General features: G+C 61.7%; 20 protein-coding genes and 1 tRNA gene. 18 read left to right on the forward strand and 3 right to left on the reverse strand.

The window, feature by feature from the left end; all coding sequences use genetic code 11:
* Positions 1-142: 142 nt before the first annotated feature.
* The 3 genes from SO139_RS09465 to SO139_RS09475 all read left to right on the forward strand — a co-directional run bounded on the left by SO139_RS09465 (position 143) and on the right by SO139_RS09475 (position 2,814).
* A complete protein-coding gene (locus SO139_RS09465; protein WP_474797058.1) occupies positions 143-1,162 on the forward strand; it encodes a helix-turn-helix domain-containing protein in 1,020 nt (339 codons plus the stop codon).
* A 112-nt stretch (positions 1,163-1,274) separates the two neighbouring features.
* Positions 1,275-2,000: a response regulator gene (locus SO139_RS09470; RefSeq protein WP_449378783.1), complete on the forward strand. Its 726-nt coding sequence runs from the start codon at positions 1,275-1,277 to the stop codon at positions 1,998-2,000.
* A 307-nt stretch (positions 2,001-2,307) separates the two neighbouring features.
* Positions 2,308-2,814 (forward strand): hypothetical protein, encoded by a 507-nt coding sequence (locus SO139_RS09475; protein WP_449378782.1) that lies wholly within the window; start codon positions 2,308-2,310, stop codon positions 2,812-2,814.
* Positions 2,815-2,984: 170 nt separating this feature from the next.
* On the opposite strand, the gene SO139_RS09480 is transcribed toward SO139_RS09475, so the two are convergent.
* Positions 2,985-3,149 carry a hypothetical protein gene (locus tag SO139_RS09480; RefSeq protein WP_474797075.1) on the reverse strand — a complete coding sequence of 55 codons (165 nt, stop codon included), beginning with the start codon at positions 3,147-3,149 and terminating at the stop codon, positions 2,985-2,987.
* Between SO139_RS09480 and SO139_RS09485 the strand changes: the two genes are divergently transcribed.
* The 9 genes from SO139_RS09485 to SO139_RS09525 all read left to right on the forward strand — a co-directional run bounded on the left by SO139_RS09485 (position 3,103) and on the right by SO139_RS09525 (position 15,582).
* A complete protein-coding gene (locus SO139_RS09485; RefSeq protein ID WP_474797072.1) occupies positions 3,103-3,975 on the forward strand; it encodes a cytochrome-c peroxidase in 873 nt (290 codons plus the stop codon). The two genes, SO139_RS09480 and SO139_RS09485, sit on opposite strands and share 47 nt — an antisense overlap.
* The gene (locus SO139_RS09490; protein WP_449384050.1) at positions 3,972-6,494 is read left to right on the forward strand and encodes a two-component system VirA-like sensor kinase; all 2,523 of its coding nucleotides are present in this window, start codon (positions 3,972-3,974) and stop codon (positions 6,492-6,494) included. The genes SO139_RS09485 and SO139_RS09490 overlap by 4 nt, the downstream gene beginning before the upstream one ends.
* A 595-nt stretch (positions 6,495-7,089) precedes the next feature.
* Positions 7,090-7,545, forward strand: a complete 456-nt coding sequence (locus tag SO139_RS09495) for a DUF1127 domain-containing protein (RefSeq protein ID WP_449384049.1) — start codon at positions 7,090-7,092, stop codon at positions 7,543-7,545.
* Positions 7,542-8,969 carry a [protein-PII] uridylyltransferase family protein gene (locus tag SO139_RS09500; RefSeq protein ID WP_449384048.1) on the forward strand — a complete coding sequence of 476 codons (1,428 nt, stop codon included), beginning with the start codon at positions 7,542-7,544 and terminating at the stop codon, positions 8,967-8,969. The genes SO139_RS09495 and SO139_RS09500 overlap by 4 nt, the downstream gene beginning before the upstream one ends.
* Positions 8,970-9,071: 102 nt before the next feature.
* On the forward strand, positions 9,072-10,013 hold the full coding sequence (locus tag SO139_RS09505) for a helix-turn-helix domain-containing protein (protein WP_449384047.1): 942 nt from the start codon (positions 9,072-9,074) through the stop codon (positions 10,011-10,013).
* Positions 10,014-10,150: 137 nt separating this feature from the next.
* Positions 10,151-10,864, forward strand: coding sequence for an SDR family NAD(P)-dependent oxidoreductase (locus tag SO139_RS09510; RefSeq protein ID WP_449384046.1), 714 nt, complete (start codon positions 10,151-10,153; stop codon positions 10,862-10,864).
* A 10-nt stretch (positions 10,865-10,874) separates the two neighbouring features.
* On the forward strand, positions 10,875-11,987 hold the full coding sequence (locus tag SO139_RS09515; RefSeq protein ID WP_449384045.1) for an NAD(P)H-dependent flavin oxidoreductase: 1,113 nt from the start codon (positions 10,875-10,877) through the stop codon (positions 11,985-11,987).
* A 1,708-nt stretch (positions 11,988-13,695) separates the two neighbouring features.
* A complete protein-coding gene (locus SO139_RS09520; protein ID WP_449384044.1) occupies positions 13,696-13,905 on the forward strand; it encodes a hypothetical protein in 210 nt (69 codons plus the stop codon).
* 894 nt (positions 13,906-14,799) lie between these two features.
* Positions 14,800-15,582 (forward strand): acyl-CoA dehydrogenase family protein, encoded by a 783-nt coding sequence (locus SO139_RS09525; RefSeq protein WP_449384043.1) that lies wholly within the window; start codon positions 14,800-14,802, stop codon positions 15,580-15,582.
* Positions 15,583-15,825: 243 nt separating this feature from the next.
* On the opposite strand, the gene SO139_RS09530 is transcribed toward SO139_RS09525, so the two are convergent.
* Positions 15,826-15,899: transfer RNA gene (locus SO139_RS09530), tRNA-Gln, on the reverse strand.
* A 312-nt stretch (positions 15,900-16,211) separates the two neighbouring features.
* On the opposite strand from SO139_RS09530, the gene SO139_RS09535 reads away from it, so the two are divergent.
* From SO139_RS09535 to SO139_RS09560, 6 genes are all read left to right on the forward strand, one after another.
* Positions 16,212-16,577: a DUF1428 domain-containing protein gene (locus SO139_RS09535; RefSeq protein WP_449384042.1), complete on the forward strand. Its 366-nt coding sequence runs from the start codon at positions 16,212-16,214 to the stop codon at positions 16,575-16,577.
* Between the two features lie 268 nt (positions 16,578-16,845).
* On the forward strand, positions 16,846-18,099 hold the full coding sequence (locus tag SO139_RS09540) for an ABC transporter substrate-binding protein (RefSeq protein WP_449384041.1): 1,254 nt from the start codon (positions 16,846-16,848) through the stop codon (positions 18,097-18,099).
* A gap of 61 nt (positions 18,100-18,160) precedes the next feature.
* Complete coding sequence (locus SO139_RS09545; protein WP_449384040.1) at positions 18,161-19,024, forward strand: branched-chain amino acid ABC transporter permease; 864 nt, start codon at positions 18,161-18,163, stop codon at positions 19,022-19,024.
* Positions 19,024-19,995 carry a branched-chain amino acid ABC transporter permease gene (locus SO139_RS09550; protein WP_449384039.1) on the forward strand — a complete coding sequence of 324 codons (972 nt, stop codon included), beginning with the start codon at positions 19,024-19,026 and terminating at the stop codon, positions 19,993-19,995. The genes SO139_RS09545 and SO139_RS09550 overlap by 1 nt, the downstream gene beginning before the upstream one ends.
* On the forward strand, positions 19,985-20,749 hold the full coding sequence (locus SO139_RS09555; protein WP_449384038.1) for an ABC transporter ATP-binding protein: 765 nt from the start codon (positions 19,985-19,987) through the stop codon (positions 20,747-20,749). Before SO139_RS09550 ends, SO139_RS09555 begins: the two co-directional genes overlap by 11 nt.
* A complete protein-coding gene (locus tag SO139_RS09560) occupies positions 20,746-21,465 on the forward strand; it encodes an ABC transporter ATP-binding protein (RefSeq protein ID WP_449384037.1) in 720 nt (239 codons plus the stop codon). The genes SO139_RS09555 and SO139_RS09560 overlap by 4 nt, the downstream gene beginning before the upstream one ends.
* 12 nt (positions 21,466-21,477) lie before the next feature.
* Here SO139_RS09560 and SO139_RS09565 read toward each other — a convergent pair whose 3' ends face one another.
* Entirely contained in the window at positions 21,478-22,056 is a 579-nt protein-coding gene (locus SO139_RS09565; RefSeq protein ID WP_449384036.1) for an invasion associated locus B family protein, read from the reverse strand.
* Positions 22,057-22,112: the final 56 nt, after the last annotated feature.

The raw sequence follows: 22,112 nt of genomic DNA on the forward strand, positions 1-22,112 counted from the left end.
CGTTCCCACAGGGAAGCGCAACATATGCGGCATATGGCAAACTGATCACGATTCATCACGTCTCTGAGACCTTATGCGGTTCACTGCAGCAAGATGTTGCCAGAAGCCATAAATACCGCCCTTAACTCGGACGGAGGCAATGATGCTTCAGAGTGACGATCTCGACGGCGCGCCTGTTTTGGATTTCGACGCGTGGCGAGCATTGCTTCGATCGAATTGCGGGCGCGACGTCGAGGTCACGACGCCTAATGCCTTTGCCGGTTTGATTCGTCCCTTCAATGCGTGTGGGCTTGAGGCAACCTCGGTAAAGATCAGGTGGGGGTCCGCCGATCCAGGCTACCCTGATCACCGGGTAGAGCGGAGTTACCGCGATGTTCGCTGCGATGGCGCGGATCATTACCTCTTAATGTTTCAAGTCGCCGGGAGGACGGAAATGAGCCAGATCGATCAGGCGGCGCGACTCGCGGTAGGCGATGTTGCACTGGTCGATGCGGCGCGGCCGGTGACTTATCTCTCGCGCTTCAGCAGCCCAGAGTGGCTGACGCTTCGGCTGCCGCGGAGAGCGCTGCGCTCTCACTTGGGATTCGAGCCGCAAGGGGTCGTTAGCAGGCCGATAACTCGCACCAGCCGTCTGCTCTTCGACCTCATTCGTGACGCGGATATGGAAGCCGCGTCATCGTCCGCCGATCTCTACATGCAGTTCGCCGTCTACGACCTGGTCGGCGCGCTATTTGCGCCGTCGGATCCGCGCCCCTTCTCACGCTCCGCGGACAAGCTGTTCACGCGCATCAGCGGGGCGATGAAGGATGGCCTTGCAGATCCGGATTTCGGCCCCGCCGAGTTGGCCGGTGAAGTTGGAATTTCGCTGCGCTACCTTCAGAAGCTTTTCACCGAGCGCATGACGACATGCAGCGAATTCATCTATTCGCATCGCCTGGACCACGCCGCCTATCTTCTCCATCGCCGGGCGCTAAAGGGCGCTGATCAACCTTTGAGTGAGGTCGCCTACGCCTGCGGCTTCCGCGATTATGCGCATTTTGCGCGGAGATTCCGCAAGCGGTTTGGCTATTCGCCTAGCGCCCACCTGGGAGAGGGCACTGTGCGCGCTGGTACCGCAGAAAGTGCGTTCTGGGCACGCGACGCCCATTTTCGGAGGTCCTAGATAATACGGCTTGATCGCTGTCCGGTTGGGAAGCGGGCGTGAGGGCAGGGATTTGCTGAAGGTTCGAATTGCAGGGGCACAGTCTGACAAGAAAAGTTGAGAGACCAAATTTATGCTTGCCGATGCTGGCCATATCCTTGTTGTTGATGATGATCCTTCGTTGCGGCAATTGGTGATCGGATACCTGGAGGATCACAATATCCCGACGAAGCCCGCTTCAAATCGAACCGAGCTCAATCGCTATCTGACCGGAGCCGAACCCAGCCTGATTATTCTGGATCTGCGGCTAGGCCAGGACGACGGGCTCGACATGTTGCGGGAGATCCGATCTCATTCGGACGTTCCGGTCATCATCACGACTGGCCATCGCCCTGACGAAATCGACCGCATCGTCGGCCTCGAACTCGGTGCAGACGACTACATCATCAAGCCGTTCAGTCTCAGGGAATTGTTGGCCCGCGTCCGTGCGGTCCTGAGGCGGCAGGAGATGGGACGCCTCGCACGCGCTAACAATCCGGAACGGGGCGGATACAGGTTCGACCGTTGGCAACTCGAGCGGCGTGGTCGCAGGCTGCTTGACCCCAAGGGAACGCCGGTTGCGCTGAGCAAGGGCGAGTATGCATTGCTGCTGGCGTTCCTCGAAGCGCCGCAACGTCCGCTGTCGCGTGAGCAGCTATTGCAGTCGACCCGGATGCACGAGGACATCTTTGATCGAAGCATCGATGTTCAGGTGTTGCGTCTACGGCGCAAGCTCGAGATTGATCCGAGTGCACCGCGTGTGATCCAGACCGAGCGGGGGATAGGTTATGTGTTCGCATTACCGGTCGAACCCTTCTGAGCGAGATCGAAATGTGGCAGTGCGGTTACGGTTGTAGCCGAGTTATCGGTGCAGCTGATCATCGCGTAACGGGCAGCCATCAGAGTCTCCGTATTGGTCGACGGAGAATTCAAAGATGAAACACCAGTTCCTTCCATTGACCCCCTCGCTTGATCGCAGGGGCCCCTCTTTGCCGGCGGCATCTGGCTCTTTGCCAACGCCGCGCAATGACGCGCGCAACAGACGCGGCTCCCGACCCGAAGGATCGGGGCAAATTCTGGAACCTTCCGATATCGGAGCTAGATCGCTTCCGGCGACGAGGCCCGCAATGGGCCGAGCCGACGCTATCTGGCGGTCGGTGCTTGGGTTTTTTATCGAAGGATTTGCGCTCTATGGCGCTTCGGTGCATTGGGTTGCAACGACGGCGGTGGCGACGATCGCCAACGAGGTTGATGCTCGGCAGCGACAGATGTCTGCCCGGAACGAACGACGAAAATCTGTTTCGCCTGGCTCGTTTCCTGCGCGCGCCGTGGTCACGTTGGTCAAGCGCGATGGCGCTGCCGATCAAACCGCATTTGAAACCTGGACAACATCCACCAGCGGTGCCTTCGCATCTTCTGCGGGCGAAGTCGACCGATACCGGTTGGTCCATCTTGGTTGGCCGACCATGATCTGGCGCGCCGTCGCCGGCAGATGGGCAAGGTGGCGTCGCGAGCGGGAGATCAAAAAGGCGGTAGCTGCCTTGGCGGAACAGGATGACCGGATGCTGCGGGATATGGGAATTCTCCATCGATCCCGGATTGAACGGATCCTCCGATATGGCCGGGACGACTGACCCTGCCGGAGGCAAGGCGGTGGACGCGGCCTATGCGTTGCAAGGGCCGCGTCCGCGAGCTTCACAACTTCAACATCCACGCGCGCCCGGCGCGAATGAGCCCAAACGTGAGCGGAGTATGATTGCGCTGACCAGATATCGCCAAACCTGCCGCGCAGAAGCGCGTCGCCTCACGTGACCATGCGCGGCAACAAGAGAAGTTCTGCCCATCGTTCGCCCTGGATCGCGATGACCTGTATCCTGATCCTGGGCGGCCTGTTGGTTTCGCCGGCGGCGCAGCAGGCGCTTGTGCAGCCTCCCGAGGCGAACAGCACCTTCTTCGATGAGCCGATCACTCCTGTTCCCAGACTTCCCCAGACCGATCCCTTGAAGGTCAGGCTTGGCGAGCGTCTGTTTAGCGATCCACGGCTGTCTCGCGATAATTCGCGCAGTTGTTCGTCGTGCCACGATCTTGGGACCAACGGCGCAAGCAGGTCGAGCTACGACGCCGGCCTCGACGGCTCGAGCCTTCCGCTCAACACGCCGACCGTGTTCAACGCCGTGCTCAGCTTCCGCTTCGGTTGGGAGGGAAAGATCCGCAACATCGAGTCGGATATCAAATCCTCGCTGGAAAATCCGCAGGTCATGGGCGCCAATATCTCCGATGTCGCGGAAAGGCTGGGCATGGATCCTGGCCTGCGCCGGGAGTTCACGACTGCCTACGGAAGTGAGCCCGACGCTGCGAATGTTGTCGATGCCCTCGCAAGCTTCCAGCGAACCCTGATAACGCCGGGTAGCCGGTTCGACCGTTGGCTGACGGGAGAGGCCGAGGCTCTGTCGGTCCAAGAGCAGGATGGGTATCACCTGTTCAAATCACTGGGTTGCGTTTCCTGTCACCAGGGCGTGAATATCGGCGGAAATCTCTTTCAGCGGCACGGAATTTTCCACCCGCTCGGATCGCCGACGCCGGAAGTTCTGCGCGTACCCAGCCTGCGCAACGTTGCGACCACAGCGCCCTATTTTCATGACGGCAGTGCCGCAACACTCGATGACGCCGTTCGCAAAATGGGCGTGGCGCAGCTGAACTCGACGCTGACGGACGAGCAAGTCAAGGCCATCGTTGCCTATCTGGGAACCTTGACCGGGAAATACCGCGGCGCGCAGGTCGGAGCTGCACCATGAGAATGACGCCTGTCGTGGTCTTCGTGTCATTTTTGCTTCTGTTGCTGACCTGGCTATTGCTGGGCGGGTTGAACTTCAACTCGACGCGCTTTGACCAGCAGCTCGAGGCGCTCGATCATTTCTCCAGGCTCGAGCGCGCCCTGAATCGCGAAGTATTGACGGCACGCGCGGGCTTGTCACGAAACTACGATGAGCTTGCGCGCCTGACCGACGCTTACGATGACTCTGTCCACCAGTTGCGCGATGCCGCCAGCTCAGACGCAGAGGAGGAGGCCGCAATCGACGTTCTGGCCGTAGGCGCGCATCGGCAGCAAGACCTTGTCGAGCAGTTCAAGAGCAGAAATGCACTGCTGCGAAACTCCTTCCTCTATTTTGGTATGTTCAGCGCCCGTCTCGCCGCCTCGGACCGCACGTCGGTCGTCGCTGCTGCCACCACGCTGTCGGCGGCCATGCTGCACCTCACGCTGGACACATCGCCGGCCGCGGCGCGCGACGTCAAGGATCGGTTGGAACAACTGGCACGCTTGCCAGATCCGGGCGACGACGCTGCCTCAATACAGGCTGCGATTGCACATGGCGGCCTGCTGCATGACCTGCTGCCGGCGACCGACGCCGCGCTGAAGGCGTTGATCGCCGCAGCAACCACGCGCGAGCAGGATGCGGTTCGTGCACTGGTTATGAAGCGCCAGCTCGCCGCACGTGCATCGGCGCGTCGGTACCGGGTACTACTCTACGGCACGTCCTTGGCGTTACTTGGTGCGCTGATTTATCTTGGACTGCAATTGCGGGCGCGCGCGATTGCGCTGCACCGGCGTGCCGCGTTTGAGCACGTGATCGCGGGCATATCGATGCGCTTCATCAATGCGCAGCCGCACGGTATCGACGCTGGGATCACGCGGGCTCTCGCCGACATGTCGGAGTGCATCGGTTGCGACCGCGCCTATTTTGTGTCGAGCGGTGCCGCGCCGCGGGAGCACGTCTGGTGTAGGCCGGGCATAAGTTCTCCACCGGACTGGCCGCGACGCGCGATGGCGCTGACGGCCCGGTTTGAGCCGTCCGCCGATGGAATCATCCATGTTCCGCGCGTCGACCGCATGCCGATCGGTGAAAACAAAGAATCCTGTGTGGCCCTGGGCCTGGGCGGATGGGCGTGCGCGACGCGCGTTACCAAGGACGGTGTCGCCGTCGCCCTGGGGTTCGGCGCAATTGATCGAGCCTGTCGTATCACCTCCGCAAGCGAACTCAGCCTGCTCCGGATGGCGCTTGATACGATCGTGTATGCGCTGGAGCGGCATTGCATGGAAAACGAACGCTCGCGGCTGGAGGCGCGCCTGCAGGAGGCCCGTCGCATGGAGACGGTGGGCACCTTCAGCAGTGGTATCGCACACAACTTCAACAATATTTTGGGTGGCATTCTCGGCCATACCGAGATGGCGGAGGAACATCTCGATCCAGATGCAAGATCGCGCCGCAATCTGGATGCCATCCGGCGAGGCGCGGAGCGGGCGCGGGATCTGGTCGACCAGATCCTTACATTCGGACGTCGTCGCGAGGGGAGGCGGGAACCTGTCTGCGTCAAGACATTGGTCGCCGAAGCGAAGTCGCTACTCGCGCCATCGTTGCCTGCCCACATCGAAATCGCGGTGAGCGAAACGTCCGAGACGGCGGTCGTTTCGGCCGAGCCCGCGCAATTGCAGCAGGTCATCCTGAACATCTGCAACAATGCCGCTCAGGCGATGGACAAGCCGGGCGTCATCGAGATTCAAATCGCCACAAGGGAGATGACCGATGCCGCAATGATTGGCCGGATCGCGATCAATCCCGGTCGCTTCGTCGTGGTCTCGATTTCCGACCCGGGGCGCGGTATGGACGAGGCGACATTGCCGCGGATCTTCGAGCCATTCTTCACGACGCGCCTGAACGGCAATGGCTTTGGACTTGCCACTGCGCGCGACATTGTCCTGGAGCACAATGGGGCGCTGCAGGTGCAAAGCGCCCCGGGGGCCGGAACACGATTCGACATCTGGCTTCCATCAGTCCCGTCCCTTGCGCCGATATCTCTTCAGCGTGCGCCCGGCTCGGATGGTCGCGGTGTCGGTGAAGCCGTGCTGGTGCTTGAGGCCGACCGCGAGCGCCTGCTGCGGCACGAGGAAATTCTGGCGGCGCTCGGTTACGAAGGAGTCGGCTTCACCGGGCTGCAGGAAGCCGTGCAGGCTTGCGCGGTGCCCGGGCGCTTCGACGCAGCCCTCGTGTGTCACCAGCCCGGCTCGAGTCTTGCCATCGATTTCGCCACGAAAATGCGTAAGCTTGCGCCCAACCTGCCGATCATCTTGGCGACGAGTTCAGCGCGGGATCTGGAAGCGCCACTGCTAGCTGCTTCCGGCGTCTCCGAAGTGGTTCACCATCCGCTCACCTCTGCGGACCTGGCCGGCGCCTTGTCACGGTGCCTGACGAACTCGGCAGGCGCGCGGCTGCAATCGTGGACCGCACGCGGTAACGTTCGATCTTTCAGGCAATGACAAAACGGGCAACCAAGATTACAACTGTAGTCTTATTTCCCGCGTCGGAGACAATGCCGTAGCGGATCTCCTGCAAATTCTTCGCATCAGCTTGCGGAGAATTTTGAATTGCCAACGTATTCCTTATCACGCCGGCCGTCGCTAGCGGTGCATCGACGCTCCATCCCGTTCGACCGGGCGCCGACAAGCAGGCGATTCATCGCCTCGGTGGGCACCGCCATGCGCCGTACGGCTATTCATTTACTCGCCAGACTGGCGATCGCCGCGACATGCACGAATTCGGCAGCGGCATTTGATGCCATGCACATCTCCCGTGTGACCGTTGCGACTGTCACCGGCACACATTCGCTTGAGCCTGGACGTGTTTCCCTCGCTAGACCGGTCGCAGGTCACGCGCGGTGGTTCTCCAGCGGCCGCCCGCCCTTCCACCGGCTCAATCAAAAGGGGAGACGCCAGATCATGACGCCGAAGACCGAAGAAGTTCGGGCTGATAGCCGCAGCTCATGCGCGCACGAGAGTGCGCGTTGCCGGCCGCCTGTGCGGGAAACAGACGCAAACTGCGTTTCGGTGAGAAAATGATCACGGAGAAAGTGCAATGGAAATGCAATCACGACAATCGCTCTGCGAGATCCACGGCATCAGAACTCAGCCACGGCGTCCGTCGCGATGGGGCACGATCGCGCGCTACGCCATCACCCGGCTCCGTGCGCTCCTGAAAGGAGTCAGGGCGGCTATCGAAGCCGAACTGGCGGCTCATCACGACATCGGAGAAATCGCCCGCATGAGCGATTACATGCTGCGCGATATCGGGATTACCCGAAGCGAAATTGAAGACAGGGTGCGCCGGCCCTGGACGAGTATGGATGACGAACCGGTCCGCCCGAGTGATGCCGGCCAGAACACCCAGGCTTTGCCGGCGGTCAACTCGCCCGGTCTTGTATCGGAAGGTCGGCCGGTACTGCAGGTAGGCGTGCCCACACATCCAGCGGCCAGCGGGCACTCAATGCCTACGAGCGGGAGCGTCGGGAGAAAGTCTATGCGATCGTCATGAGCAATCGTCAGGGTGGGCCAGAACGCGTGATCGACTTCGTTCTGTCGCGGCTTTCGGGATGCGATACCAATCTCGAAGACGCTGCGCCCTTCGAGGAGCGCAAGGCGATCGTCCAGGAATATTCGCACATAGCTGGTTATTCGGCTGATCAGTTGCGCGGGACGTCCCGCATCGCTGCATCGTTGAAGACTTGGAACACGGCCGCAGCTTCAATCAGGTTACTTAAACTAACACGACGAGGAGCAAGCATGACGACAGGAATAGAAGCTCTGGCTGCGTCCCTTGCAATTTCCACGAATTCCAAGGCTGCGATCGGTTCGGATCATGGCGCCCTCACTACCGAAGCGAAGCGATGTTGCGTTGCAGAGTCCTTGGCGAGATCCAGTTTCGATGCGACCTTGATTGCCCCGATACGCCACAGGTCACGCGCGATTGCGAGCGAAAGGGGCGCGGGAAGAGAACCTGATCCGGTGAAGCTCCTTCAGCCGCTTGTGGCGCAGGCGCACGCCATCTTGCGTGAGCGCTTTGAAGCAGGCGGCTCAGTCGAAGACTATCTACGCGACCGGGCGAAGCTTGCCGACAGCACGGTTGTCGGTCTGCTCCACATTGCATCGATATCCACTGGGCTACGTAGTCACAGCATGGTCGCTCCTCTCGGAGCAGTTGCAGTGGGCGGCTACGGACGAACGGAGCTGGCACCGGGCTCCGACCTCGACTTGCTATTTCTTCTCCCTGAAACCAGCCGGGCTTGCGCCGACGGCTGCGCGCCGGCGACGAAGGCCTGCATCAGTGCAGTGGTCGGCAGCCTCTGGGACCTCGGATTCAAGCTGGATCACGCGGTGCGATCGGCCAGCGAGTGCCTTGAGCTTGCACGGAACGATGCCACTGTTCTTTCCGGCTTGCTTGACCGGCGTTTTCTGTGGGGCGGTTTCGGTTTGTTCACTTCCCTCGACACCGCTGTCATGGCCCTCCTGTCCGGACCTGACACAGGACATTGGAGACACACGGTCGGGAGTTCCCTGTTGAGCACGGGTCGTTTGGCATTGTGCAAAATGCAGGGTCTGGAGGAGGAGCCTGATCTTAAACGGAGCCCCGGTGGCCTGCGAGACTTGCAGCGCGCAATCCGGATGAATGCGCGCGGATCGCGCCATTCAAGGTCATTCATCCACCCATCGCTTGTCGATGCGCACCGCTTCTTGTGGTCAGTGCGGTGTCATCTGCATTTGCTCGCCGGTCGGGCTGAAGATCGTCTGAGCTTATCTTTTCAACCCGGCATCACACGCCGGCTCGGATTGGATGCCTCACAGAGATCCGCTGTGCCGCTTCTGATGGACCTCGTTCGTTGGCACAGGCGGAGTGTTCTTGCGGCTATTGGCGGACCAGCCAGCGCTGGCGGCTACGCTGCCTTGATCGCAGTTGCGTGATAGGGGTCGGCGAGAATTGCGGCCCGCCTCGAGGCGAGCCACATTGACCTAATGAGCTGGTGACTACCGAGTGTCAGGCATGTCAACAACGGTAACGTTCGCATGAATCCATATGGTGGTAACGAGGAATCAGCGTCTCGCCCGACCGGGTCAGGCGACTGCAGCTTAAATAAATATGGCGGTGCCGGGCTGCTGACCTCATCCGCTGCGCGTGGTTGGTCGAATCTCGCGGCAGAGCTTCGTAGCCACAGCGGTACGGTCACTTGGAACAAGCCGCAGCCTGATGCCGAGATCTGCGTTGATGTCCGCGGCAGTCGGTCCGTCGTCACGCGAACGCTGGACGGGGTCACCGACTCGACCATCTCCAAACGCGGCACAATCTGGCTCCGGCCGGCCGGCGTGCAGGAGGGCCTGATTGACATGTCCGAGCCGCAGCCGGCGATCCTGCATCTTTACCTTTCGCCTTATCGATTCTCGGGCGACAGTTTGGGTCAAGATTTCGACACCACGGCGATCAGGTCGCTCCGCCACGAGGGCGGATTCCACGATCCGCTGCTGGCCGAGATCGCCTTTGCGATCATGTCCGAACTGGAGCACGAGACTTCCGCGGGCGGGCTGCTCGCCGAAACCCTCGCGCTGAGCTTGATGGCAAGACTCGTCCAGAAGCATGCTGATGGGGCGTCGTCCGGCGTCGTCACCCCAACTGCACGGGAAGGGCTTGAGCCGCGCAGACTTGCGCGAGTGCTTGACTTTATCGAAGCAAATTTGGAGGGCGATCTGACCGTGCCGCGGCTGGCGTCGGTTGCCTGCCTGAGCCAGTTCCATTTCGCGCGTGCCTTCAAGGCCGCCGTCGGTCAATCGCCGCATCGGCATGTCAGCGCAAGGCGCTTGGAGCGCGCCAAGGAACTGCTCTTTGACGCGGACCGGGCCTTGGTCGATATTGCCCTGTCGCTCAGTTTTTCATGTCAGGCCAATTTCACTCGTGCATTCCGGCAAGCCACGGGGCAGACACCGGCGCAATATCGGCGCAGCCTGATATACTGACGCCGGTGTCGATGTTGCGATCTGCGTTCGGTTCACCGCAAGAAATGACAACAACTGAGCAGGCGATGCGAAGCCACATTGCCTCGACAGGGATAATTGTTCGCTCATCCGTACACTGATCGCATGAAGGAGCGAATATGAAATCCGAACGGAAGGTTGCCATCATCACCGGCGCGTCGCGAGGCATTGGCGCGGCATTGCTTAGGGCCTATCGTGATATCGGCTATCACGTCGTTGCCAGCGCTCGTTCGATCGACAAGAGCTGTGATCCGTCGATAGCTGCGGTCGACGGCGATATCGCGAGCGCACAGACCGCCGATCGCATCGTGGGACTTGCCATCGAGCGCTACGGACGGATCGATACGCTCGTCAACAATGCCGGCGTGTTCATTGCAAAGCCGTTTACCGATTATTCCGAAGCGGACTTCGCCGCGATGGTCGGGGTCAATCTCGCGGGGTTCTTCCATCTGACACAGCGGGTGGCGGCGAGAATGCTGCTCGCGGGTTCCGGGCACATCGTCAATATAACGGCTACGATCGCCGTGCAGCCGATGACCTCGCTGGCGGCGGCGCTCGCGGCCCTCACCAAAGGCGGACTCAACGCGATCACCCGCTCGCTGGCGATCGAATACGCAACCCGGAACGTCCGCGTGAACGCCGTCTCGCCGGGGGCGATCGCAACGCCGATGCATGCGCCGGAGGCGCACGGCTTCCTCGCAAGCCTGCAGCCGATGGGCCGTATGGGCGAGCCACAGGAGGTCATCGATGCCGTGATGTATCTGGAGCGAGCGGCCTTTGTCACCGGTGAGATCATGCATGTCGACGGCGGCGCGTCCGCTGGTCGCTGGTAGGAGATGTGTCATGTGGTCCGAGAAACGGATTGTTGAACTGTTTGGAATCGAGCATCCCATCGTGCTGGCGCCGATGGCGGGATTGGGCACGGTCGACCTTGCGGCCGCGGTCTCGAATGCCGGCGGCCTCGGCTCGATCGGCTGCGCTATCATGGCGCCGGAGCTCATTGCGAAGAGCGTCGCGGAGCTCCGACGATCAACGCCGAAGCCGATCAACCTGAATTTCTTCTGCCACGATCCGGCAAAGGCCGACGCCGCTCGCGAGCGTGCCTGGCATGAGAAGCTTTCGTTCTATTATCGCGAACTGGGTATCGAAGCTGCAACGTTGACGCCGCGCCTCGATCTCGCTCCGTTCGGCGACGCGGCGTGCGCCGTGATCGAAGAGGTCAGGCCGGAGGTGGTGAGCTTTCATTTCGGTTTGCCCGAGCCCGGGCTGGTCGATCGGGTCAAGGCAGCGGGCTGCAAGGTGATCTCATCGGCGACGACGGTCGACGAAGCATGCTGGCTCGAAAAGCATGGCGCCGATGCGATCATCGCTCAGGGGTATGAAGCCGGGGGACATCGAGGCATGTTCCTCGAATCTGACCGCAAGCGCGCAGTCGCCTCGCAGGCCGGTACATTCGCCCTCGTGCCACAAGTCGCTGACGCCGTCAGCGTGCCCGTGATCGCTGCCGGCGGGATCGGGGATGGGCGAGGGATCGCGGCGGCGTTCGCGCTCGGAGCCGCCGGCGTGCAGATGGGGACTGCCTTTCTGCTTTGTGCCGAGTCGGCAACGCCCCCGGTCCATCGCGAGGCCCTGCGAAATGCGCGGGTGAACCAGACTGTCGTGACAAACGTGTTCTCCGGGCGGCCGGCCAGGGCTCTTGTCAATCGCCTTATCGCCGAGGTCGGTCCCTGGTCGGACGCGGCGCCGGACTTTCCGCTGCCCATGGGCGAACTGCCGCCGCTGCGTGCTGCGGCTGAGCAGAACCGGAGCACCGACTTCACGCCGCTCTGGTCAGGCCAGGCGGCCGCGCTTGCCCGGGTGATGCCCGCCGAAATGTTGATCGACATCCTTGTGTGGGAAACCGCCAAGTTTGGGTGGGTCTGCGGCGGCCCAGATAGCGTGCACGGGATCGCGTGACTTTGCGCAAAGCTGACGTCCGTCCGCTTTGTTGTATTGTAGGTGGGATCGTCCTCAGAGGACTGCGAAGAATCGGCGAACGAGATGTCAGAGAATGCTGAGAAACGAATGACACTAAACCGGACCGGCGGTCACGGTGCGTGCCTTAGAGGCTCAGGATTTGTGATGGCATCACCCGCGGCGTCCCGGTTAATGGCGCGTCAATCCACTTGGGCGACTGACCCAAGCATCCTTTCCAAAAGTCGGTCTGTCCGCAACGTCGGCATTTGAGAGGGATTGCAATGTCGGGCAAGGTCTCGAAGATCACGGTCTCCGTGTCCAGCCCGGTCGGTACAGCCTGGCCCATGATAGGGCAATGGATCAAAATATCTGGCATATAAAATGCTCATCGAAAACTTTCCCCTGCCGCCGATCCTGTTGCCTGAGTTCCTATGGTTGGCCGGTTGGTGGGGGCAACAACGCCGCCCGCTTGATACAACTACGGGCGGCGTTGCTCAACCGACATCGGCCCGAATCTGTTCAAGGGTTCGGGCCGAAGATACCACGGTATTTCACGGTGCAGGCTAGTTTCGCTGCGCGGTCCAATAGCCCGAGCAGCGCGCGCTTCCCGAATAGCCACTCCACGACCCTCGGCCGGAAGCGCCCGACAGCCTTCCAGAGCCCGAGGCATATTTGTCCTGAACCGTCACCGAAGCGCGAACGGTGCCCGACCGCGCGACGTAGCCTCTGAACCTGACGAGATTCGGATGCGAGACAATTCCATCGTTGATGTTGACTGAGAAGTTGTAGCTTGCATCGCAAGCGCCTCTTTGCGTCACAAAGACAAGGTCCCAGGATCCATCGTAGGCGGAGCGGGCCTCTGCTGCGGACGCAAAGGCGACAAGACAACCCCCGGCTGCCGCATAAGTGAAAATCTTTCTCATCTCTTTCTCCAAAGTTGTCGTCATCCAGCACCAAGCCGATTACCGGAAGCGCGAGACAGAATGCTTGTCCAGAGTTGCTCCAAAAGGTTCGCGCGCGTCGGCGCTCGTTCGCTGGCTCGGTTCATATGTGATGCGAGGGCCGCACCGCCCCAGTCCGTCGCGATGCACGATTGCTCACATCGGCGGCATCATTCCATTCTTTACCGCGCGTGATTTGACGCGCATGCGCTGTCATTGCGAGTAAAGCCGCGCAAATTGCGCCAAATTGCTGCTAACGAGAAGGCGGGCTCAGCGCATTTCGGATCAAGCAAGATCAACGGACGCAGCATTCGGCGGTCTGTCAGCGCGGCGGGTGAAGGGTCGCCGCTACGGCTGAGGGAGCGCGCTCCCAGACCTTGGTATGGTTCCGTGATCACTTCAGGTGGCTGACAGCTACCTAGGTTCGATTGAGCCGTTCGTCCCGATGGTCTTAGGGTGCATGCGTTGGAAGAACGCGGGCTCACCGCGTGCAGCAACGAAAGAAGGAAGATCGGCGAATAGCTACGATAAAGCCAAGAGGAGACGACGATGCCCAACTGCACCGAAAATCCTGGACATCGCAAAGCAACGCGATGCGCACTCTGTGACGGCAGGTTTGGTCTCGTCCGGTACTACTCGTGGCGGACCCCTCTTTGTTCCAAGACGTGCGTCGATCGCTTCAGAACTCGCCGGGAAAGTGATCGCAATTGGCTGACCTGGTTCCAAATCGCCTTGAACGAACTGCCGGAGAATCGCGCGAGGGCAATATGACTTTCCAGATCTCACAGCGAGGTAAGCAGTACTTGCAGACAGCACGGACGCTGCTTCGCGCTGCCCAAACCATGACCGACGAGGTGGTTGTGGCTCAGCTCAAGACCCTTGCCGACGACTACGAGCGGCGAGCCGAGAAGGCATCGCTTGCTGACGCGACCAAAGCGTTGGCCCGCGCTGCGACGTTGTCCGAACCCGAGTGGTAGGGTCAGTCGTGGCCAGCGCGGTTACGAGCCTCCTATTCCTTTGTTACTACATGCGGGGCTGCAAAAGCGGCCTGCCATACGTGATGCCGCCGACGTGACTAGTCGTGAAGGAGTTCTAGGTTGCGGCGACGCAGCACGATCCTCACTTGGCTAGTGCGAGGTAGATCTATCGGAGAAAAACCATGCGTTCTGTTCTGGCCCTGGGCCTTTTGATTATGCTGAGTGCCCCTGTCACCGCCGCTACGGCGCGTCATGCACACCGGCAGCATGCCGTTGTTCATTCCACCCGCGGCTTGATCATGGGTCCCGTTTCGGGTTGGGCCTATTCACCTCCGCCGCGCGCCCTCTATCAGCCGGACCCTTACAATGACCAACCAGAACTGGGTCATAATCCCTTTGCGGGCTGGGGTGGTTAAGATCCGTCAAGTGCGGATTTAGCTCGAAACCGCTTTGCGGCGATCGATTTCCGCCGGCCGGCCCGCGTAGACGGCACCGGGATCGGTTAGCGAGAGATGGAGCCAACCATGAAGTGCCTGAGACTACTGAGCGTGACCGCGGTGATGACCGCGATTTTGTCCCTCGCTACAGCAAGCACGAGTCTTGCTGCATCGCGTCACCACCAACATTGGGGCCGCGGATATCACAACTATTATGGTGGTGGCGGAGCCGGCTCTTGGAATAGCAATCCAAGGAATGCAGAGAGCGCCTGATAGATTGGACGCGACGAACGACCCCAGCGTCTGCCTTCCAGCGAAGCGGCGAGTCGTTGCCAATGGCAGCGGCGCTCTCCCGAACTTAAATCAAAGTCAAATAGTGAGCTGAAAGCGCATTTTGGGCGACCGGTAGACTATTCGGTTCTGATCTCGCTGGGCGACTTCTTCGTCCAGCGGCGAAATGCACGGCTCAATCTATCTGTGCGGCGACGAAGCGCAGAAGCAGCGCTGGCTTCCGCCCATGATGCGCTTCGAGAAGATCGGCTCGTTCGGCCTGACCGAGCCTTTGGTCGGCTCTGCCACGTCGGGGGGCATGCTGACGACCTGCCGGCGCGAGGGCGACGTCTGGATACTCAACGGCCAGAAGAAGTGGATAGGCAATTCCACCTTCGCCGACATCAACGTGATCTGGGCCCGCGAGGAGGGGTCGAACCAGGTCAAGGGCTTTGTCGTCGGAAAGGACAATCCGGGCTTTTCCGTCGAGAAGATCAGGACCAAGATGGCGCTCCGCGTCGTGCAGAACGGGCTGATCACCCTGAAGGATTGCCGCGTGCCTGAGGCGGACCGTCTGCAGAATGCCAACTCGTTCAAGGACACCGCCAAGGTGCTGAGGATGACGCGGACCGGAGTGGCATGGTTCGCCGTGGGCTGCCAGACGGGCGCCTACGAGCACGCGCTGCGCTACGCGACCGAACGAATGCAGTTCGGAAGGCCGATCGGCGGATTCCAGCTGGTCCGGGATCTCCTGGTGCGCATGCTCGGCAACGTCACGTCGACCCAGACGATGATGCTGCGTCTCGCCCAGCTCCAGGACGAAGGCGCGATGCGCGACGAGCACGCGTCGCTGGCGAAGGCATTCTGCACCGTCAAGTGCCGCGAGACCGTTGGCTATGCACGCGAGCTGCTTGGCGGCAACGGCATCTTGCTCGAGAATCACATCGGCCGTTTCGTGGCCGACGCCTAGGCGATCTACTCCTATGAAGGCACCAGGAAGATGAACACGTTGATCGTCGGCAAGTCGATCACCGGGTTGAGTGCCTTCGTCTGACGCGACGCAACGGAATTCCATCAGGGCGAGGGAAGATCAACACGACGGATCAACAAACTCACCGGCCAAGTTGGATTGTCGTGGACAGCCGGCCCATCGGGTGCCAGCTTTCAGCGGTGCCGATCTAAGCTATTGAAATTGGGGCGCTATTTCCGAGTGTGGCTGGGGAACCTGGATTCGAACCAAGACAAACAGAGTCAGAGTCTGTTGTGCTACCGTTACACCATTCCCCAACGGAATTGCCTAACGAATTCAACTATTTATTGAATTGTCGGGCGATGGCCGGCGACGCGCGCGGCGCAAATCACGGCTCAGGCGTGGTGGGTTTCTACCCGCTCGCCTCCAGGCTTGCAAGCGCTGCTGTGGAGCGGATTTTCGTGCCGCTCCAAGGGCGCAAAACCAGGCGATCAAAACCGCGGCCGGCGCGGGCAGGCGAGGTGGCGGCGCGCGCGACGGTTTGCCCCATCTTCAAAGCCCGAGACCGGGGTCGGGACGGCGCCTCCTCAATCGTCCTCGGGGCACGCAACCCCCAGAGGAGACCCGTGATGCCCTATGTCGATGGTTTCGTGCTCGCCGTGCCGAAGGACAAGATCGACGCCTACAAGGCGCTGGCGCGAACGGCGTGCGAGGTCTGGATGGAGCACGGCGCGCTCGGCTATGTCGAATGCATCGGTGACGACGTTCCCTATGGCAAAGTGACCTCGTTTCCGCGCGCGGTGATGGCGAAGGAGGACGAGATCGTCGTGCTGTCCTGGATCGTCTACCGCGACCGCGAAAGTCGCGATGCCATCAACAAGAAGGTGATGGAAGACCCGCGACTGAAGAACGCCGGCATGCCCTTCGACGGCAAGCGCCTGATCTTCGGCGGCTTCGAAACATTCATCGAGGTGCATCGCGCAAGGGCGAACTGACCGCCGGTAAACCTCGGGCGAAACGCGCCGCGAGCGCGAAAGCGTGTTCGCGATTGCGACGGACATTGCAAGGGTGACCCACACTCCGGTGCGCCGATGTCGTCCGCACCTGCCTATCCCGCATTGTGCAATCGCGTTTCACCTTGCTGGTTCCGGACTGGCATGCCATCCTCCGCGCGCCAGGAAAAATCAAATGGAAGCAGGCTGCTCGCCGAAGCTTTCAAGCCTTAAAAATCTGGCCGGGGAAACCCTTTGGGAGGTCTGGTTCATGACATTGAAGTTCGCTACCCGGCTGCTCTGTGCGGCCGCGATGTGCGTTGTGCTTGCGGCTGGGGCGCAGGCTGAGGACAAGGTCGTCAAGATCGGAGTCATCTTGCCGATGTCCGGCGGCACGGCGTCGATCGGTGCGCATGCCAAGGCCGCGCTCGAAGTCGCGACCGACATCATCAACAACGCCCATCCCGAGCTCGACAAGCTGCCGCTTGCCACGAACGCCGGGCTCGCAGGCCTTGGCGGCGCGAAGGTCGAGGTTGTCATCGCCGACAACCAGGGCAGCCCGGCCACCGGGCAAAACCAGGCACTGCGTCTGATCACGGAAGAGAAGGTGGTCGCGATCCTCGGCGCCTACCAGTCCGGCATCACGCTGACCTCGAGCGCGATCGCGGAGAAATATGGCATTCCTTATCTGACGCCGGAATCGGTCGCCGCCAATCTCACCGAGCGCGGCTTCAAATGGTTTTTCCGCACCACGCCGATCGCGCCGGATTTCGTTCGCATCTACGATGATTTTTTGAGCGACATGAAGGCGGCCGGAGCCAAGACCGATACTATCGCGCTGGTCCATGACAACACCGAATACGGCACCTCCGTCGCCAACACGATCGCCACCGGGTTCAAGGCGAAGGGGCGCACCGGCGTCATCGACGTCGCCTACGCCGTCAACGCCACCGACCTGCAGGCGCAGGTGCTTCAGCTCAAGGAGAAGAAGCCCGATGTCGTGCTGATGATCTCCTACACGTCGGATGCGATCCTGTTTGCGAAAACCATGCAGTCGCTCGACTACAAGCCGCCGATGCTGCTGGCGGATGATGCCGGCTATTCCGATCCGTCCTTCATCAAGGCGGTCGGAAAGCTCTCGCAGGGCGTGTTCAACCGCTCGTCCTGGGCAGTTGGCCCCGCCGGCTCGCCTAGCGCCGTCATCGCCGACATGTACAAGAAGAAGAGCGGCGAGGAGATGGAGGATACGGTCGGGCGCGAGATGCAGGGCTTCTTCGTGCTGGTCGACGCCATCGACCGCGCGGGCTCGACGGATCCCGCGAAAATCCAGGCGGCGTTGAAGGCGACGGACCTCAAGCCCGAGCAACTCATCATGGGCTATAATGGCGTGAAGTTCGACGAGAAGGGGCAGAACGTGCAGGCGTCGGCCTACATCATCCAGCTTCAGGACGGCGAGAATTACGTTTCGGTATGGCCGAAGGGCAATGCCGAGAAGGTGCCGGTAATGCCCTACAAGGGCTGGTGACGATTTCGGAGGCGGGACCGGCGGTCCTGCCTTTTTGTTGATTTGAAGAGCAGCGCGGCTCATGTCCTTTGTCCTCGTGCAGGTGATCGTCGGCGGGCTCCTGCTCGGTGCCGTCTACGCCCTGTTTTCCTCCGGCCTCACGCTGGTGTGGGGCATGATGAACATCGTCAATTTCGCGCATGGCGATTTCGTCATGCTCGGCATGTACGTCGCCTATGTCGTCTACACCTTGATGGGCGCCGGGCCGCTTATGGGCGCGCCGTTGGCGGTGCTGGTGCTGGCGACGCTCGGCGTCGTGGTCTATTTCGGCCTGATCCGCGACATCATGAAGGGGCCGATGCTGGCGCAGATCCTCGGCACCTTCGGTCTCGCATTGCTGCTGCGCTATTCCGTGTTCTGGTGGTTCGGTGCCGACTTCAAGTCGTTGCCGCAGAATATCGTCGGCGGCACCTATGCGGTTGCGGGGCTGCGCCTCGAGGCCTCGCGGCTGCTCGCCGGCGTCGTCGCGTTGCTGGTGACGCTCGGCCTGCACCTGTTGCTGACGCGCACCTCGCTCGGCTCGAAAATGCTGGCGGTGGCGGAAGATGCAACCGCGGCCCAGCTCATGGGCATCCGGCCCGACACGATGCAGGCAATCGCCTGGGCGATTGCCGCGGGTGCAACGGGACTTGCCGGCGCGCTGATCGCGAACTTCTTCTACATCGTGCCGACGGTGGGCGAAACGCTCGGTATCGTCGCCTTCGTCACGGTCTCGCTCGGCGGCTTCGGCAGTGTGCCCGGTGCGCTGGTCGCGGGCCTCCTGATCGGCGTCATCGAGTCGCTGTCGGGATTCCTGATCGGCGCGGTCTACAACGACATCGTCGTCTACATCCTGTTCCTGTTCTTCCTGTGGTTCCGGCCGCAAGGCCTGATGGGGAAGATATGATGCAGCGCTGGCTCTGGCTGTCGGTGCTATCAGCGGTCGCGATTGCCTATCCCCTGCTGCTGTCCTCGCCGTTCCAGCAGCGCCTCGGCGCGTTGGTGCTGCTCTATGCGATCGCGGCCTCGGCCTGGAACATCGTGGGCGGCTATGCCGGCCAGGTCTCGGTCGGCCATGTCGTGTTCTTCGGCTGCGGCGCCTATGCGGCGATGGGAGCCTACGCCAAGTTCGGTCTGTCGCCACTATTCGGTATTCCCGGTGGCATCGTGATTGCGGTGGCGCTGGCGGCCGTCATCGGCGTGCCGACACTGCGCCTGTCAGGCCACTATTTCAGCATGGCGACGATTGCGGTTGCCGAGACGATGCGGCTGATCGTCACCAACACCGATTATCTCGGTGCGGCGGTGGGATTGAGTGGACCGACGGTCGCCCGCAACATCTTCGATCTCTCGTTCATCTCGTCGTTGCCCTACTACTATCTCTTCCTCCTCGTCCTTGTGATCACGCTCGTCATCACCTGGTGGATGGCCAACAGCCGGATGGGATTTTATTTGCGTGCAATCAAGGATTCCGAGCGTGCCGCGCGCTCGCTCGGAGCGCCCGCGAGCCGCACGAAACTCTACGCATTCATGCTGAGCGCGGCACTGACGAGTGTCGCCGGGGCGCTTTATGCGATGATGTTCGGTTTCGTCGACCCCGAGTCCGGCCTTGGGATCCTGATCTCCGTGAAGATCCTGATCATGGCCGCGCTCGGCGGAGCGGGGCTTCTGTTCGGCCCGCTGGTCGGCGCAGCAATCCTCGTGCCGCTGGAGGAAATCTCCAACAGCGTGCTTGGCGGCAAGGGCGCAGGCCTCACCTTCGTGGTTTACGGCGCGATCATCGTGCTGATCGCGCGCTTCCAGCCCGGCGGGATTTTGAGCCTCTTCAAGCGACGGTCCAAGCCGGGAAGCGAAGCGGGAGCGCCTCATGCTGCTTGAAGCGCGCGGTATCACAAAGGCCTTCGGCAGCTTCAAGGCCGTCGACGATGCTTCCGTGTCGCTGGAGCAGGGCGATATCCTCGGCCTGATCGGGCCGAACGGCGCCGGCAAGTCGACCTTTTTCAACTGTCTCACCGGCGATCTCAAGACGACCTTGGGCCGCGTGCGGTTCGAAGGCCGTGACATCACCGATCTCGCGGCGGAGCGGCGCGCACAGCTCGGGCTCGCGCGCACCTTCCAGGTGCCGCAGACGTTCGAGGGCATGACAGTGCTTGAGAATGTCATGATCGGCGCCTTCCTGCGTGCCACGCATCGCGCTGAAGCCGAAGCCAAGGCACGCGCGGTGCTGGAGCGGGTCGGGATGATCAGGCTGGCGGATGCGCCGGCGCGCTCGCTCGGCACGCCCGGCCGCAAGCGGCTGGAGATCGCCCGCGCGCTTGCGACCGAGCCGAAGGTGCTGCTGCTCGACGAAGCCATGGCCGGCCTCAATGCGCACGAGGTCAAGCTCGCGATCGATCTCGTGCGCGACATCCATCGTGCCGGCATCACGCTCGTCATCGTCGAGCACATCATGGAAGTGATCATGTCGCTGGCGAGCCGGGTGATGGTGTTCCACCAGGGCAAGGAGATTGCTCGCGGCAACCCGCGTGAGGTAACGGCCAACCCGGCGGTGATCGCGGCCTATCTCGGCACGCGTGCCGCCAAAGCGGCTGCCGGCCACACACCGATCGAACTGATGGGCGGCCCCACATGAGCGGGCTTCTGCTGCGGATCGAGCACCTCGAAGTGCGCTATGGCGACCTGATCGGCGTGTCCGACGTGTCGCTGGAGGTGCCCGAGGGCAGCATCGTCGCGCTGCTCGGCTCAAATGGCGGCGGCAAGACCACGACGCTGAACGCGATCGCAGGCCTGATCCCAGTACATGCCGGAACGATCAGCTTTCGCGGCGAGGCGATCGCCGGCCAAAGCGCCTTTGCGATCGTGCGCAAGGGGCTCGCACTCTCGCCGGAGGGCTGGCGGCTGTTCGTGCAGCAGAGCGTCGAGAACAACCTCCTGCTTGGCGCGACGCCATTGCACGACAAGTCGCGCAAGGCGGCGCTGCTCGAGCGCGTCTACGAGATCTTTCCGCGGCTCAAGGAGCGCCGCAACCAGTGCGCCGGCACCATGTCCGGCGGCGAGCGGCAGATGCTCGCGGTCGGCCGTGCGCTGATGAGTGACCCAAAACTGTTGATGCTGGACGAGCCGTCGCTCGGGCTGGCGCCGGCGGTCGTGGAGTCCATGTACGAAACCTTCGGCCGCCTGCATCGCGAGGGCCTGACCATCCTGCTTGCCGAGCAGTCGATCGAGCTCGCCCTCGAAGTCTCAGATTTCGCAACCGTGTTGCAGGTGGGCAGAAGCGTATTGGCCGGCACCGCGACGGCGCTGGCGAACGATCCGCAGGTGCAGAAGGCCTATCTGGGGGCAGGGTAAGGGGCGGATCCGTTACTTGATCCTGTCGTAGGCGGCCGCAAAGTCATTCAGCGGCATCGGAATGTTGATGGTCTCCTTGGACATGTTCTGGAAGGAGACCTTCAACTGCTTTCCGGATTTCAGCGCTGCGAGCAGCTCCGCGGAAATCGGCGTTGAGACGTAGCAGCCGCGATTCTCGCAGGTCTGGATCGGCAGGTCGACCGTCTTGCCCTCGTCGACCTGGAGCTTGGCGCCGACGGGGATATTGAGGCCGAGCGGGAGCTGGATCAGCGCGGTGGGCACGCGGGTGTCGGCGGGCACGCGGATGTTGATCAGCACGATGAGCTGTCCCGTCTTGGTCAGCACCGCGTTTTGCTCGATCGCGCATTCCAACGGCGCTTCGCGGCTCGCGCTGGTGCAGCGCGCGGCCCAGCCGGCCTGCGGTGCCGGCGCGACGTCGGCCTGCGGCTGCGCCGCAGGAGCCGCGGGCTGCGCGGCCTGGGGCGGAGCAGCCTTGGGCTCGGCCTTGGACTTGGTGCCCTGGGCGTATGCGGATCCGCTCCACAGCAAGGCAACCGACAGGAGGGCGGCAAGATTGGAGCGCACGGGCATGAAATATCGCTTTGGCTTGAAAGGAGGAAAACGTGCCGGAATTGGAAGCGCGGCGT

The organism is Bradyrhizobium sp. UFLA05-89 (assembly GCF_059803475.1).

Coding starts and splice junctions, on each gene's coding strand:
- SO139_RS09525 (WP_449384043.1), top strand. CDS start 14,800: ATGCACGGCTCAATCTATCTGTGCGGCGACGAAGCGCAGAAGCAGCGC.
- SO139_RS09555 (WP_449384038.1), top strand. CDS start 19,985: ATGCTGCTTGAAGCGCGCGGTATCACAAAGGCCTTCGGCAGCTTCAAG.
- SO139_RS09560 (WP_449384037.1), top strand. CDS start 20,746: ATGAGCGGGCTTCTGCTGCGGATCGAGCACCTCGAAGTGCGCTATGGC.
- SO139_RS09495 (WP_449384049.1), top strand. CDS start 7,090: ATGGAAATGCAATCACGACAATCGCTCTGCGAGATCCACGGCATCAGA.
- SO139_RS09520 (WP_449384044.1), top strand. CDS start 13,696: ATGACTTTCCAGATCTCACAGCGAGGTAAGCAGTACTTGCAGACAGCA.
- SO139_RS09465 (WP_474797058.1), top strand. CDS start 143: ATGCTTCAGAGTGACGATCTCGACGGCGCGCCTGTTTTGGATTTCGAC.
- SO139_RS09545 (WP_449384040.1), top strand. CDS start 18,161: ATGTCCTTTGTCCTCGTGCAGGTGATCGTCGGCGGGCTCCTGCTCGGT.
- SO139_RS09540 (WP_449384041.1), top strand. CDS start 16,846: ATGACATTGAAGTTCGCTACCCGGCTGCTCTGTGCGGCCGCGATGTGC.
- SO139_RS09550 (WP_449384039.1), top strand. CDS start 19,024: ATGCAGCGCTGGCTCTGGCTGTCGGTGCTATCAGCGGTCGCGATTGCC.
- SO139_RS09470 (WP_449378783.1), top strand. CDS start 1,275: ATGCTTGCCGATGCTGGCCATATCCTTGTTGTTGATGATGATCCTTCG.
- SO139_RS09505 (WP_449384047.1), top strand. CDS start 9,072: ATGAATCCATATGGTGGTAACGAGGAATCAGCGTCTCGCCCGACCGGG.
- SO139_RS09510 (WP_449384046.1), top strand. CDS start 10,151: ATGAAATCCGAACGGAAGGTTGCCATCATCACCGGCGCGTCGCGAGGC.
- SO139_RS09475 (WP_449378782.1), top strand. CDS start 2,308: ATGGGCCGAGCCGACGCTATCTGGCGGTCGGTGCTTGGGTTTTTTATC.
- SO139_RS09500 (WP_449384048.1), top strand. CDS start 7,542: ATGAGCAATCGTCAGGGTGGGCCAGAACGCGTGATCGACTTCGTTCTG.
- SO139_RS09535 (WP_449384042.1), top strand. CDS start 16,212: ATGCCCTATGTCGATGGTTTCGTGCTCGCCGTGCCGAAGGACAAGATC.
- SO139_RS09565 (WP_449384036.1), bottom strand. CDS start 22,056: ATGCCCGTGCGCTCCAATCTTGCCGCCCTCCTGTCGGTTGCCTTGCTG.
- SO139_RS09490 (WP_449384050.1), top strand. CDS start 3,972: ATGAGAATGACGCCTGTCGTGGTCTTCGTGTCATTTTTGCTTCTGTTG.
- SO139_RS09515 (WP_449384045.1), top strand. CDS start 10,875: ATGTGGTCCGAGAAACGGATTGTTGAACTGTTTGGAATCGAGCATCCC.